Here is a 13,065-nt window from a genome sequence, read left to right as displayed (position 1 = left end):
AAGTGTTCCACCCCGATCAAATCGGGTCAATCGATCAAATATTGATCATCATGATCTCTCAGAACGATCATGCACGAAGTCGGCGATGGCCGCTCGCGCCGCGGCGAGGAGCGCCTGCATGACGCTCTCGCTGCGGCGCGGCATGTGGGCGAAGGCGAAGGCGAGGTCCGACATCCGCGCCTCGCCCGTGGTCTCGACCCGCCGCAGCGTGCCCCGCGCGAGATCGGCGGCGGCCATGGGTGCCGGCAGGAGGCCGATGCCGAAGCCGTCGCGGGCGAGGTGGAGCGTCGTCGACAGGGAGGCGCAGGCGTGGAGCAGCGGCGGCGCGAGGCCATCGCCCGGCAGGCGCCGCTCGAGCTCGGCATAGGGGATCGTGCCGCGCGCGAAGGTGACGATGGGCTGCGCGGCGAGAGCCGACGTGTCGAGGGGCTCCGCCGGCAGCGCGAGCGCGGGGGCGGCGAACCAGTCGAGCCGGCAGGTGTAGAGCGGCGTCGCGACGGCGCCCTCGGGAGCGAGGGGCTCCATCAGGACGGCGACGTCGATCGCGTCCTCGCCGAGCTGGCGCGCCAGGATCGGCGAGGTCTCGACCGAGAGCTCGATGCGGATGCGCGGCAGCGCATCCCGGACGCGGGTGAGCATGCCCGCGAGCCAGGTGTGGACGATCGTCTCCGCGACGCCGATGCGCAGCGTGCCGACGAAGCCGGCGTCGGGGGCGAAGCTCTCGGCGATGGCGTCGCGGAGGGTGACGAGCCGCCCCGCCTGCTCCAGGAAGGCCCTCCCCTGCGGCGTCAGCCGCGCGCCGCGGCGCTTGCGGTCGAAGATCGTGATGGAGAGCCGCTCCTCCAGCGCGGAGACCCGCGCGGAGATCGCCGATTGCGTCAGGTTGAGCCGCGTCGCCGCCGCGCGAAAGCCCCCGCAGCGCACCACCTCTCGCACCACCTCGGCGTCGCGGATGTCGAACATGGGATCAGGGCTCGATCACCGGCCAGACGTCCGCCCCCGCCTCTCGGGGCAGGACGCCCGACAGGCGCGGGTCGTCGTGGATCTCGACGGCGCGCTTGTAGGGCCGGAAGCCGGAGCGCACGTAGAAGCCCACCGCACCCGGGTGGTCGAAGGTGCAGGTATGGACGACGAGGCGGCGGATCGGGCGCGCGAAGGCCTGGGCGAGGATCGCCTCCATCAGCCAGCGCCCCGCCCCGCCGCCGATCGCCTCCGGCACGAGCCCGAAATAGCACAGCTCGGCCTCCTCGGGGCTCGCGAACAGGATTTCCGCGAGCCCGATCGCCTCGCCCTCGCGGATCAGCGTGCGCGAGACGAGCCGCTCGTCGGCGAGCGTGCGCGCGAGCGTGGCGTCCGAGAGGACGAGCCGGCCCATCCACAGCCAGCGCTCGCCGATGCGCCGGTAGAGCGCGCGATAGGCGTCGAGATCCGTGTCGGTGGGGACGAGCGCGAGGTCCGGCCGCGCCGCCGCACCGGGCGGCGGGGGGCGGGTCATCTCCAGGTAGGTGACGAGGTTCGCGAGCTTGCCGGGCGGCAGGTCCGTGTAACCGTCGATACGGCAGATGAGATGACCGGGCGCGTCGGGCGCGTGCATGGGAAAGCTCCGCGGGGGATGACGACAGCCGTCCTAGCAGAGCGCACCGCGCGGCGCATCTCAGCCCGACAATTCCCCCGCGCGCCGCTTGGCGGCGGCGACCGTCTCGCGGACGAGGTCCGGGAGACCGTTCTCGGCGCGCTGGAGCACGGCGAGGCCCGCCGCCGTGGTGCCGCCGGGCGAGGTGACGTTGGCCCGCAGCGTCGCGGCGGGTAGATCGCTCTGGGCGAGGAGCGCGCCGGCGCCGACAACCGTCTGGCGCGCGAGGCGCATGGCGAGATCCTCGGCCAGCCCCGCGGCGACGCCCGCCTGCGCCAGCGCCTCGACCAGCGCGAAGACGTAGGCCGGGCCCGAGCCCGAGACGCCGGTGACGGCGTCGATCAGCGCCTCGTCCTCGACCCATTCGACGAGGCCCGACGCGCGAAGAAGCGTGTCGGCGATCTCGCGCTGCTCTGCGCTCGTGCCCGCATTGGCGTAGGCGCCCGTCGCGCCGGCGCCGATGGAGGCCGGGAGGTTGGGCATGGCGCGCACGATGGCGCGCGCGGCGGGGAGCGCCGCCTCGAGGTTCGCCACCGTCTTGCCGGCGAGCACCGAGACGACGAGCGTCTCACCCGAGACGAGCGGCTGCAGCGCCGGCGCGGCGGCATCGAGCATCTGCGGCTTGATGGCGAGAACCAGCACCTCCGCCGAGCCGGCGGCGCCGGGCTGCGGGTTCACCGCGACGCCCTTCTCGGCGCACAGGCGCGCCATCGCCTCGGAGGGCTGCGGATCGTGGATCGAGACCGCCGCGCCAGGAAGGCCCGCGGCGAGCCAGCCCTCGAGCATGGCGCCGCCCATCTTGCCCGCGCCCACGAGGGCGAGGCTGCGGGGAAGTCGCGTGTCGGTCATGGTCTCGGGCTCCGGCGCGGGCTCGATCGGGCGAGGGCTCGCCCGATCAGGCCTCACCTTCCGTCTCGAAGAGCACGCTGTCGAGCGCCTCGCGCGCCGACTTGCCGGCCCAGATGATGAACTGGAAGGCCTGATAGTGCCGCTCGCAGGCCTCGACGGCGGCCTGCATCAGCATCTCGCACTGGCCCTTGCGCGGCTCGGCGCCGCCGGTGAGGAGCAGCGCATGGCGGAACATCACCACGCCCTCGTTCGACCACAGGTCGAAATGCCCGACCCAGAGCTGCTCGTTGATCATGGAGACGAGCTGCAGGATCTCCCCGCGGCGGCGCTCGGGCACCCGAAGGTCGAAGGCGCAGGCGACGTGGAGCGCCTCGACGTCCTCGATCCAGGTGAAGGCGATCTGGTAGTCCGCGTGCGCGCCGCGCACGGAGACCGACATCTCGTCCGTCTCGGCCCGGTCGAAGACCCAGTCGCACATGGCGGCCACGCGCTCCACCACGTCGAGGGGGTGCTCGGTGCGATCGTCGTCGGGGAGGAGGAGGAGGTCGGTCATAGCGTTCCGATTGGCGTCGCGAGACGCGAGAGAGGGTCGAACCACGTCGATTTAGACGAGGGACGGCGGGCGAATACGCTGCCCCGGACCGCGATCGGCGGATGAATCGCATCCCGGCCCGGATCTTTCCGGGACGAGAGGCGCGAATCACCTCGCTTTCGACTTTAGCCCGCCCGACTCCCGTCTTGCAAAGTGGTTCGACCGTCGAAGATTCGAGGCGTCGCGACAAGCGCGCCGCGGCGTCTTGTCCACATGGAAGCGGCGTGGTTCCTGCGACCGTTCGACTCGGGGACGCGCCACCCTCGCGGGCTCCGGCGACGACCTATTCCGCCGCCTCGCCCGCGGTGTAGGAGCCCAGATTGTCGAGGCTCAGCCGGATCTCCTCGGCGAGCGCGGCCGACAGCGGCGTGGCCGCGGAGCGGTTGCGCAGGATCGCGATCTTGCAGGTGGCGAGCGCCGGGAAGCCGTCGGAGGGTCCGAGCACGCGCATCCCGGAGCGCACCGCGCTCTCGGGCAGGACGGAGACGGCGAGCCCGGCCTGCACGGCGGCGCCCACCGCGCTCGAGTTCCAGCTCGCGTAGAGAATGCGGAAGGCGCGCCCCATCGCCTCGAGCTTGGCGGTGGCGTCCTGGCGCCAGTCGCAGGTGGGGCGCCCGAGCGCCAGCGGCAGCGGCGTCTCCTCGTGGACCGTGTGGCGCGCCGAGGCGACCCAGAGCAGCCGCTCGATGCGCACCACCTCGGCGGGATAGCCGCGGCTCGCCACGTGGGTGACGATGGCGAGGTCGAGATCCTCGCCACGGAGGCGATCCATCAGCATCGGCGATGGCTCGCACACCACGGTCACCTCCGCCTGCGGATGCGTCTGCGAGAACCGCGCGAGGATCTCCGGCAGGTAGCGCTCGGCGTAATCGTCGGGCACGCCGAGCCGGACGCGCCCGGTGAGGGCCGCCTCCTCGAAGGAGGCCAGGCATTCGGAATTGAGCCGCAGGATGCGCCTCGCATAGCCGAGCAGCCGCTCCCCGTCCTCGGTGAGGCGCACGCCGCGCCCGTCACGGGCGAAGAGCGGGCGTCCGACGCGCTCCTCCAGGCGCTTCATCTGCATGGAGACGGCCGATTGCGTCTTGTGCACGACCTCCCCGGCGCGGGTGAAGGAGCGATGATCGGCGATGGCCACGAAGGTCCGCAATTGCTCGATGTCGATCATGTGCATGGCGATCGCATCCCGGCTCATGAAGGCTGCTTATCATTCCTATCAGGAACATTCGTTTCCGTCATCAGCCGTCGGCTGGCATAAGACCGGGGCAGCCTTCCCAGAGATCCTGGACTGCCGGGCCCGCCACGCGGCGCCCGCCCGTTTTCGTTCGCGTCCGCTCCCGGGCGCCCATCTCTCGAAAGGAGAGCCGACCATGACCGGCAAGATCCTCCCCCCGACCTCTTCGTCGAAGGGCGAGATCCTCGCCCGCTTCCTCATCGTCTCGCTCGCGGCGACGTTCGGCGCGATCTGGAAGGCCATGGTCAACCGCCGCGCCGTGATGCGGCTCTCCGATCTCGACGATCGGCTCCTCGAGGACATCGGGGTGACGCGCTCGGACGTGCACTGCGCCCTCGCGGAGCCCTATCGGGTGGACCCTTCGCACCGCCTCGCGCTTCGACGCCTGGAGCGCAAGCACACGCGGCAGCCCACGCTCACGGTGGTGAGCGGCGGCCGCGACGATCCCGAGGCGGCGCAACGAGCCAGGGTCGAGGCCACGCGCCAGGCGGCGTGACCGACGATCCCGGGTGAGCGCACCCGACGCATGACGACGAAGACGCGAACGCCCCCGAGGATGACCTCGGGGGCGTTCTTGGTCGTGACGAGCGGGGTGCGCAGGTTTCAGGCTGCGGTCTCGAGCACGTCCACCAGGTGACCGGCGCAGACTGACGGATGCGCGCTGCACGGGCGCTATCGAAGCACGTTCCTGCAGCCGCGCGATGCTCCGCGCGAACGCCTCCCGAACGGAAAGTCTAAACGCGCCCGCCAAGGCAGTCTAAACGAGGACCCTGCACAATGGCTAAGCCCTTGAAAAACATGGTGCCGGCTGTCGGACTCGAACCGACGACCTACCGCTTACAAGGCGGTTGCTCTACCAGCTGAGCTAAGCCGGCGTCGCCCGGCGGGCGGGGCGCGCCGGGACGGGGAACGGGTAGCAGCAGGGGGCATCGGGCGCAAGCACGCGGGCGGCGCCCGAAGCGAAACGCCCGGCCACGGAGCGGCGGACCACGAAAGCGCGAAAAACCCCGGCCGCGGGGCGGCCGGGGCGCGCACGCGAGACTGGAGCCGCGTGCGAAGCGATCTGCACGGGCGCGAGCCCGAAGGAGGCAGCCGGGCCGACGAGGCCCGCGCGCTCGCTTCGAGCGATCGGCTCGAGCGCTCGGCTTCGAGCGCTCACTTGCGGCCGAAATTCATCCCGGCGAAGCGGTTGTTGAAGCGCGACACGCGGCCGCCGCGATCGAGCAGCGCCTGCGAGGCACCGGTCCAGGCCGGATGCGTCTTGGGGTCGATGTCGAGCGGGAGGGTGTCGCCCTCCTTGCCGTAGGTCGAGCGCGTCTGGTACGTCGTCCCGTCCGTCATCTGGACGGTGATGAAGTGATAATCCGGATGGTTGGTGGCGGCCTTGGGCATAGATTGAACTCCTCGCGCCGTCGCTAGCGCGTCCCGCGTGACGACGACGGCTTGCGACGTTATGTCGAGCCTGTGACTGGGGTCGCGGCGCTATACCCCAGGGGCGAGACGAGTTCAAGCGAGGCGGCGCGTCGCGGCGAAACGATGACGGGGACGGCATGACGGACCGGAAGAACGCGGACCGGAAGGCGCACGAGAACGGGCGGACGCTAGCCGAGGGCGAGAGCGGGTCGCGCGGGCGCGCCAATCTCGGCGCGCTGAGGCCCCTCGTCGGCTTCGCCATGCGCTACAAGGGCCGCATCGCGGCGGCGCTGGCGGCCCTCGTCGTCGCCTCGATCGCGACGCTCGCCGTCCCGCTCGCCGTGCGGCGCGTCATCGACCACGGCTTCTCCGACGCGCAGGGCGACCTGATCAGCGCCTATTTCGCGATGCTGATCGTGGTCGTGCTCTTCCTCGCCGCCGGATCGGCGCTGCGCTACTATTTCGTCATCACGCTCGGCGAGCGGGTCGTCGCGGACGTGCGCGGCGCGGTCTTCGAGCGGCTCACCATGCTCGACCCCGCCTTCTTCGACGCGAGCCGGGCGGGCGAGCTGGTCTCGCGGCTCACCGCCGACACGACGCAGGTGAAGGCCGCCTTCGGCGCCTCGATCTCGATCGCGCTGCGCAACGTCGTCCTGCTCGTGGGCGCGATCGCGCTCATGATCTGGACGAGCCCCAAGCTCTCGGCGCTGGTCCTCGTGGCGCTGCCTCTCATCGTGGTGCCCATCATCGTCTCGGGCCGGCGCGTGCGCCGCCGCTCGCGCGTCGCGCAGGACAAGCTCGCCGACGCCTCCGCCTTCGCCGCGGAAGCGGTGGGAGCCGTGCGCACCATGCAGGCCTTCGGCATGGAGCGCGCCACCGCCGCGCGCTTCGCCGATGCCGCAGAGCAGGCCTACGACGCCGCCCGTATCTCGGTGCGCGCGCGCGCGATCCTGACGGGGGCGGCGATCTTCCTCGTCTCGGCGAGCGTGGTGGGCGTGCTCTGGTACGGCGCGCAATCCGTGCTCGCGGGCACGATGACCGGCGGGACGCTCGGCCAGTTCGTGCTCTACGCGGTCTTCGCGGCCTCGGCCATGGGGCAGCTCTCGGAGGTCTACGGCGAGCTCGCCCAGGCCGCGGGCTCCGCCGAGCGCCTCGGCGAGATCCTCGAGGCCATGCCTGCCGTCAAGGCGCCGGAGAACCCGCGGGCGCTGCCGGAGCCCGCGACGGGCTCCCTCGCCTTCGAGGACGTGCGCTTCCACTATCCGACGCGGCTCGAGGCGCCAGCGCTGGAAGGCGTCTCGTTCGCCGTGCGGCCGGGGGAGCGCGTCGCCCTCGTCGGCCCCTCCGGGTCCGGCAAGTCCACCGTGCTGCAGCTGATCCTGCGCTTCTACGATCCGGAGGCGGGGCGCGTGATCGTCGACGGCGTGCCCGTGCCGGAGGCCGATCCCGTGGCGCTGCGCCGCCGCCTCGCCCTCGTGCCGCAGGAGCCGACGATCTTCGGCGTCAGCGTCCTCGACAACATCCGCTACGGCCGTCCCGACGCCGGCGAGGAGGAGGTGCGCCGCGCCGCCGAGCTGGCCAGCGCGGACGCCTTCATCCGCACGCTGCCGGAGGGCTACGCCACCCTCGTCGGCGAGCGCGGCGTGACATTGTCGGGCGGCCAGCGCCAGCGCATCGCCATCGCCCGCGCGATCCTCAAGGACGCGCCGATCCTGCTGCTCGACGAGGCGACGAGCGCCCTCGACGCGGAGAGCGAGCATGCGGTGCAGGAAGCGCTCGACCGGCTGATGGAGGGGCGCACCACCCTCGTCATCGCCCACCGCCTCGCCACCGTGCGCTCCGCCGACCGCATCCTCGTCATGGAGAACGGACGCATCGTCGAGGAGGGCGACCACGACGGCCTCGTCGCCAAGGGCGGGCTCTACGCGCGCCTCGCACGGCTGCAGTTCACCGACGCCGAGGGCGCGCGCTCGCAGGCCGCGGAATAGCGCGCGGGCGCTTGCCGCGCCGTTCGGTCCTCCCGGAACGACGAAGGCGGCGGACCCGGGGTCCGCCGCCTTCGTGCAGGTCCACCAACGCGGCGCCCAGGGCGCCGGATCGGCTCACTTCATGGTGCCGTCGGCGTTGAACTGATCGAGATAGGCGATCAGGTCGGCGATCTGCTGGTCGTTGCGCAGGCCGGCATAGACCATCTTCGTGCCGGGCGTCACGCCGCGCGGATCCCTGATGTAGACGGCGAAGTTCTCGTGGTCCCAGGTCTTCTCGAGAGCCTGATAGGCTTGCGAATAGTTGTAGCCTTCCACCGAACCCGCCTCGCGGCCGAAGAGGCCGTTGAGCTGCGGGCCCACCAGGTTGCGGGCGTTCTCGCCGATCTGGTGGCAGGCGCGGCACTGGTTGAAGACGCGCTGACCCGCGGTGGCGTCCTGGGCCTGGGCGGCGCCGATGCCGCCGGCCATGACGAGCGAGGCGGCGGCGAGGGCGATCGTACGCATGGGCATAGTTCCTCTCTTGCGGCGTGTTGGTCGAGCTTGGAGCCTTTCCAGCTAGACCGTTATAGCGCGCTTCATCCTGAAACCCAGATGAACGCGTCGTTACGCCTTTCGGCGAATCCGAACCCCGGGAACGGCAGGTGGAAGCCGACGAGGCCGATCCGGTCGGTGGCGAGCCGGTCGAGGAGGGAGAGGCGCGTCGCGATCGCCAGCTCCCGGTCGAGGTCCGTGCCCAGCGGCCAATCCGGCTTCTGGAACGAGACGAGCGCGTTCGTCAGCGCGTCGCCCCCGATCATCAGCTGGTCGGCGCCGCTCGAGACCAGCACGGACATGTGCCCCGGCGTGTGGCCCGGGGTCGGGACGTAACGCAGCCCCGGCGCGATCTCTTCGTCCTCGCCCGCGGTCTCGAGCACGTCGCCGAGCGTGCCGATGACGCGTGCCGCACCCAGCGCCAGCCCCTTCAACCAATCGGGCGCCGTCTCCGGCGTCGCGGGATCGGTCCAGTAGGCGTGCTCGGTGGCGCCCATGACGTGGCGGGCGTTCGGGAAGCGCGGGCCTTCCTCGAAATCGTCCACCGCGCCCCAGAGATGATCCGCGTGGCCATGGGTGAAGACGACGTCGGTGACGTCCTCGGGCGCGACGTCGATCTCGAGGAGCGCGTCGGTGAGCCGTCCGGCGGTCGCCTGGAAGGTCGGGCCGGAACCCGTGTCGACGAGGATGCGGCGATCTCCGCTCTCGATGAGCACCACGTTGGTCTGGTTCACGAATTCCCGCGGCGGCTCCTCGCCGTTCTCGCGAAACAGCGCGTCGAGATCGGCGGCACCTGTCTGGGGCAGGGTGAAGGAGACGGGCAGCGCCACCGTCCCGTCCGAGACGACGCGCACCCGGATGTCGCCGATGCTCAGCGTCTCGCTCGCGCGGGCGCGGGCGAGACGGATCGAGGGCGGCGCGCCGAGCGCGAGCGCCGCGCCCGCGAGCGGCGCCACCGCGAGGATGCGCCGGCGGGTGACCCCGCCGGCGGCCGGCTCCGGGCTCGCGTCACGGCGGCTCATGCGAAGATGTCCGCGACGATGCCCTCGTACCAGCCGATGTTCTCCTCCTGCGTCTGCCGGCGCAGCGCCTCGTCCTCCTCGAGCTGGGAGACGAAGGTCTCGGTCGCCGTGATCTTGCCGTCCGCCGGGGCGTAGCTGCCGCCGACCTTCACGGCGTCGTCGGTGGCGATGAGGCTCCAGCAGGTGTTGGCGTAGCGCGCCGGGAACTGGCGCGAGCCCGTCAGCGCCGCGCGGATGGCGTTGGCGGCGACCTTGGCCTGCGAATTGGCGGAGAAGCCGGATTTCGGCATGTCGCCGGCGATGGAGGCGTCGCCCAGCACCGTGACGTTCTCGTCGATGGCCGAGCGCATGCTCTCGGGCAGGATGGGGCAATAGCCGGTCTCGTTCGTCAGCCCAGCCGAGACGGCGATGGCGCCGGCACGCTGCGCCGGGATGACGTTGATGAGATCCGCCTCGTAGGGCCCGAAGCCGGTCTCCACGCTCATGGACGCGGCGTCCACCGCACCGATGCCGCCGTGGATGCTCGGATCCTGCCACTCGACCATGCCGGTATAGTGCCGCTGCCAGCCCTGCATGAACAGGGCCTGCTTCGAGAAGCGGTCCTTCTGGTCGAGGATCAGGATGCGCGAGCGGGTGTGCCCCTTCGCCTTGAGCACGTGCGCCATCATGGAGACGCGCTCGTAGGGGCCGGGCGGGCAGCGATAGGGGTTGGGCGGGGCGATCATGACGATCTGCGCGCCGTCCTCCAGCGCATCGAGCTGCGCCTTGAGGAGCTGCGTCTGCGGGCCCGCCTGCCAGGCGTGGGGCAGCCGCTCGGCCACGTCCTCGGAATAGCCCTCAACCGAATCGTAGATCAGGTCGATGCCCGGCGCGACGACGAGGTGATCGTAGGCGATGTCCGAGCCGTCGCCCAGGCGCACGCTCTTCGCCTCGCGGTCGATGGCCTGCGCCGTCTGGCGCACGTGCTTGATGCCGTAGCCCTCGGTCAGCTGCTCGTAGCCGTGCTCGATCTCGTCGAAGCCCTTGAAGTCGCCGAGATAGAGGTTCGAGTGGAAGCAGGTGGCGAAGCGCTCCTTGGGCTCCACCAGGGTGACGTCCACCGCGCCCTGCGAATCGCGCGCGACGTATTTCGCGAGCGTCGCCCCGCCCGGCCCGCCGCCGATGACGACGAGGCGGGGGCGCGCGCCCTGCGCGATCGCGGGGCCGACGAAGCCGGCGGGCAGCAGCCCGGCCGCGGCGGCGACCGCACCGGCCTTGATGACGTGACGACGCGTGAACGACATGACCGATCCTCCCATCGCGGCCCGCCTCGGCGGCGCGCCAAATTCACAGAAATCTGCGTGTTTGACACGCATTGTGCATATTAACGTGTGTTTTCGATCGCGCCAGGGCCGAGCGTGGCGAAATATGCGGCGAGGGCCGCGAGCTCCTCGTCCGAGTACCGCCCGGCGATGGTGCGCATGACGGGGTTCTCGCGCGTGCCGTCCTGGTACTGGCGCATCACCAGGACGAAGCTCTCCACGGGCCAGCCGACGATCGGCGGGATGCCGTCGAAATCGCCGCTCTCCTGATGGCAGGTGACGCACTCGCCGGCGAGGAAGGCGCCGTATTCGGGATCGCCGACGAGGCTGTCCGCCGCGGCGGGCGAGGCCGGGAAGAAGGACACGACGAGTGCGGCCGCGGCGAGGGCCGCGACCGGTGCGTGTCGACGACGGAGCGGGGAGACGGGGGAGATCTCGCGCATCAATCCACGGTCGGTCCCTGGCCGGGCTCGGGGGTGACGTCGAGCGCGCGGGCGCGCATAGTGATCTCGGCTGTGCCGGGCAGGCAGCTCTCCATGCAGGGCTCCCTCCAGAAATGCGCTTCCGCGGCCTCGCGATCGTCGGGAAAGAAGTTCGCCTCGTTCTCCAATCTGATATCCGCATAATTCTCGTGACTCAACTCGAAATCCTCATCGAGGATCACGTCGTTGAGGTAGAGGACGTAGGCGGAGACGGCGTAGAGCTCGTTTGCCGAGAGCGACTGCGCGTTGCCGTAGGGCATCGCGCGGTAGATGTAATCGATCAACGTGGAGGCGTAGGGCCAGTACGATCCTACGGTCTTCACCGGGTCGTGGCTGTCGAGCGTGCCCGAGCCGCCCGCCAGCATGGGCCAGCGCCCGGCGCTCTCGCCGAAATCGCCGTGGCACACGGCGCATTGCATCACGTAGATCTCCTCGCCCTCGAGCACGCTGCCGCGCCCTTCGGGCAGGCCGATCCCGTCGGGGCGCACGTCGATGTCCCAGCCGGCGATCTCCTCTGGCGCGGCCGCGCGCCCGAGGCCGAGCCCGGTCGGCAGATCGGGATGGGCGCCGTCCGTCGTCGCGGCGGTCCGGATCGCGCCGGTCGCTTCCGTCGCCCGGCCGGACGTCGGCAGCAGAGCGCCGGCGGCGACGATCGCGCCGGCGGCGAGCGCCGCGAGAATGAGCGGGCGCGCGGATGCGGGCGCCTCACGAGACTTCGACATTCTCGACCTCCCCTGCGGCCGTCACGTGCCAGGTCTGGATACCGTTGTTGTGGTAGATCGAATTGAGCCCGCGCACGGCGCGCAGCTCGTTCTTCGTCGGCTGGACGTAGCCGGTCTCGTCGCGCGCACGCGATTGCAGCAGGAGCGGCGAGCCGTCCCAGTCGAGCTCGTAGTAGAAGCGCGTGAGCGCCTTGCCCCAGACCGGACCGTCGAGCCGCGCCGGACGCCAGTTGCGCCCGCCGTCCAGCGAGACGTCGACGCCCGAGATCGCACCGCGCCCGGACCAGGCGAGGCCGGAGATCACCGTGAAGCCGCGGCCGTGGTTGATCGGCGCCTGCGGGCTCGGGCTCGTGATCACGGACTTGGCGTCCATGACGAAGGTGAACTTGCGTGCCGTGCCGTTCTCGAGGAGGTCGGTATATTTCGACGTCTCCTCGCGGTGGTACCAGGGCTCGTCGCCCACCTCGATGCGGCGCAGCCACTTCACCCACATGTTCGCCTCCCAGCCGGGAACGACCATGCGCACGGGATAGCCGTTCTCGGGGCGCAGCATCTCGCCGTTCATGCGGTAGGCGACGAGGCAATCGTCGAGCGCCTTCTCCATGGGGAGCGAGCGCGTCATTCCCGACGCGTCGGCGCCTTCCAGCAGCAGCCATTTCGCCGTCGGCTTGACGCCCGCCTCCGCCAGCAGCACCCGCAGCGGCACGCCGGTATACATCACGCAATGGATCATCCCGTGGGTGAACTGGCAGCCGTTGAGCTGCGCGCCGCGCCATTCCATGCCGGAATTCGCCGCGCATTCGGCGAAATGCGCGCGGTTCACCCGTGGCATGCGCTTGATGTCGTCGAGGGTGAAGACGAGCTCGCGGTCCACGAGCCCGTGCAGGACGAGGCGATAATCCTGCGGGTTCAGCTCCGCGATTCCGCCGTGATGGCGCTCGAAGCACAGGCCGTTGGGCGTGATCGGCCCGTCGAGCTCGTGCAGCGGCGTGAAGCTCACGGAACTCTCGCGCGAGGCGGTGAGCCATTCGACGTCGCGGCGGATCACGTGGCTCTCGTGCTCGGAGGGCCGGCCGTAGGCGCGCACGGCGACGCCCTCGCCGAGATAGCGCGACCAGTCGGCGACGTTGGGCGGGAGGTTCGCGGGATCGCCCGCCGCCGTCTGCGCCACCGCCTTGCCGCCCAGCAGCGCCGCGCCGCCGGCCGCGAGGCCCGCGCGCAGGAAGCCCCGGCGCGAGGCGCCCTCCCGTGCTCCCGTCTCGGCTTCGTCCTTGGACATCGCTCTCGTTCCCTCGGTCTTC

Annotated in this window: 14 protein-coding genes and 1 tRNA gene; 2 read left to right on the top strand and 13 right to left on the bottom strand. The window is 70.8% G+C overall.

The annotated features are described in order from the left end of the window. Positions 1-48 precede the first annotated feature (48 nt). The 5 genes from IEX89_RS17395 to IEX89_RS17375 form a co-directional block, all read right to left on the bottom strand. A complete protein-coding gene (locus IEX89_RS17395; protein ID WP_188914527.1) occupies positions 49-963 on the bottom strand; it encodes a LysR family transcriptional regulator in 915 nt (304 codons plus the stop codon). A 4-nt stretch (positions 964-967) separates the two neighbouring features. Then, positions 968-1,594 (bottom strand): GNAT family N-acetyltransferase, encoded by a 627-nt coding sequence (locus IEX89_RS17390; protein ID WP_188914526.1) that lies wholly within the window; start codon positions 1,592-1,594, stop codon positions 968-970. A 60-nt stretch (positions 1,595-1,654) separates the two neighbouring features. Then, positions 1,655-2,482: a pyrroline-5-carboxylate reductase gene (proC, locus tag IEX89_RS17385; protein ID WP_188914525.1), complete on the bottom strand. Its 828-nt coding sequence runs from the start codon at positions 2,480-2,482 to the stop codon at positions 1,655-1,657. A gap of 46 nt (positions 2,483-2,528) precedes the next feature. Beyond that, complete coding sequence (locus IEX89_RS17380) at positions 2,529-3,035, bottom strand: type III secretion system chaperone family protein (RefSeq protein WP_188914524.1); 507 nt, start codon at positions 3,033-3,035, stop codon at positions 2,529-2,531. Between the two features lie 322 nt (positions 3,036-3,357). After that, the gene (locus IEX89_RS17375; RefSeq protein WP_244645556.1) at positions 3,358-4,266 is read right to left on the bottom strand and encodes a LysR substrate-binding domain-containing protein; all 909 of its coding nucleotides are present in this window, start codon (positions 4,264-4,266) and stop codon (positions 3,358-3,360) included. 175 nt (positions 4,267-4,441) lie between these two features. On the opposite strand from IEX89_RS17375, the gene IEX89_RS17370 reads away from it, so the two are divergent. Continuing rightward, positions 4,442-4,801 carry a DUF1127 domain-containing protein gene (locus IEX89_RS17370; protein WP_188914523.1) on the top strand — a complete coding sequence of 120 codons (360 nt, stop codon included), beginning with the start codon at positions 4,442-4,444 and terminating at the stop codon, positions 4,799-4,801. Between the two features lie 303 nt (positions 4,802-5,104). On the opposite strand, the gene IEX89_RS17365 is transcribed toward IEX89_RS17370, so the two are convergent. Both IEX89_RS17365 and rpmE read right to left on the bottom strand, forming a co-directional pair. Continuing rightward, positions 5,105-5,180: transfer RNA gene (locus tag IEX89_RS17365), tRNA-Thr, on the bottom strand. A 280-nt stretch (positions 5,181-5,460) separates the two neighbouring features. After that, positions 5,461-5,697 (bottom strand): 50S ribosomal protein L31, encoded by a 237-nt coding sequence (gene rpmE / locus IEX89_RS17360; protein WP_188914522.1) that lies wholly within the window; start codon positions 5,695-5,697, stop codon positions 5,461-5,463. A gap of 158 nt (positions 5,698-5,855) precedes the next feature. Between rpmE and IEX89_RS17355 the strand changes: the two genes are divergently transcribed. Next, complete coding sequence (locus IEX89_RS17355; RefSeq protein ID WP_188914521.1) at positions 5,856-7,706, top strand: ABC transporter transmembrane domain-containing protein; 1,851 nt, start codon at positions 5,856-5,858, stop codon at positions 7,704-7,706. Between the two features lie 114 nt (positions 7,707-7,820). On the opposite strand, the gene IEX89_RS17350 is transcribed toward IEX89_RS17355, so the two are convergent. The 6 genes from IEX89_RS17350 to soxC form a co-directional block, all read right to left on the bottom strand. After that, the gene (locus tag IEX89_RS17350; RefSeq protein ID WP_188914520.1) at positions 7,821-8,210 is read right to left on the bottom strand and encodes a c-type cytochrome; all 390 of its coding nucleotides are present in this window, start codon (positions 8,208-8,210) and stop codon (positions 7,821-7,823) included. Positions 8,211-8,281: 71 nt separating this feature from the next. Continuing rightward, positions 8,282-9,259 carry an MBL fold metallo-hydrolase gene (locus IEX89_RS17345; protein ID WP_188914519.1) on the bottom strand — a complete coding sequence of 326 codons (978 nt, stop codon included), beginning with the start codon at positions 9,257-9,259 and terminating at the stop codon, positions 8,282-8,284. Next, positions 9,256-10,542 (bottom strand): NAD(P)/FAD-dependent oxidoreductase, encoded by a 1,287-nt coding sequence (locus IEX89_RS17340; protein WP_188914518.1) that lies wholly within the window; start codon positions 10,540-10,542, stop codon positions 9,256-9,258. Before IEX89_RS17340 ends, IEX89_RS17345 begins: the two co-directional genes overlap by 4 nt. Positions 10,543-10,622: 80 nt before the next feature. Then, positions 10,623-11,003: a c-type cytochrome gene (locus IEX89_RS17335; protein WP_188914517.1), complete on the bottom strand. Its 381-nt coding sequence runs from the start codon at positions 11,001-11,003 to the stop codon at positions 10,623-10,625. After that, positions 11,003-11,764 (bottom strand): c-type cytochrome, encoded by a 762-nt coding sequence (locus tag IEX89_RS17330; RefSeq protein ID WP_188914516.1) that lies wholly within the window; start codon positions 11,762-11,764, stop codon positions 11,003-11,005. The genes IEX89_RS17335 and IEX89_RS17330 overlap by 1 nt, the downstream gene beginning before the upstream one ends. Continuing rightward, positions 11,748-13,043 carry a sulfite dehydrogenase gene (soxC, locus tag IEX89_RS17325; protein ID WP_188914515.1) on the bottom strand — a complete coding sequence of 432 codons (1,296 nt, stop codon included), beginning with the start codon at positions 13,041-13,043 and terminating at the stop codon, positions 11,748-11,750. Before soxC ends, IEX89_RS17330 begins: the two co-directional genes overlap by 17 nt. Between the last annotated feature and the right edge of the window lie 22 nt (positions 13,044-13,065).

This window comes from Salinarimonas ramus (assembly GCF_014645695.1).
Taxonomy (GTDB): Bacteria; Pseudomonadota; Alphaproteobacteria; order Rhizobiales; family Beijerinckiaceae; genus Salinarimonas; species Salinarimonas ramus.
This window is presented reverse-complemented; position numbering and strand designations above follow the sequence as displayed.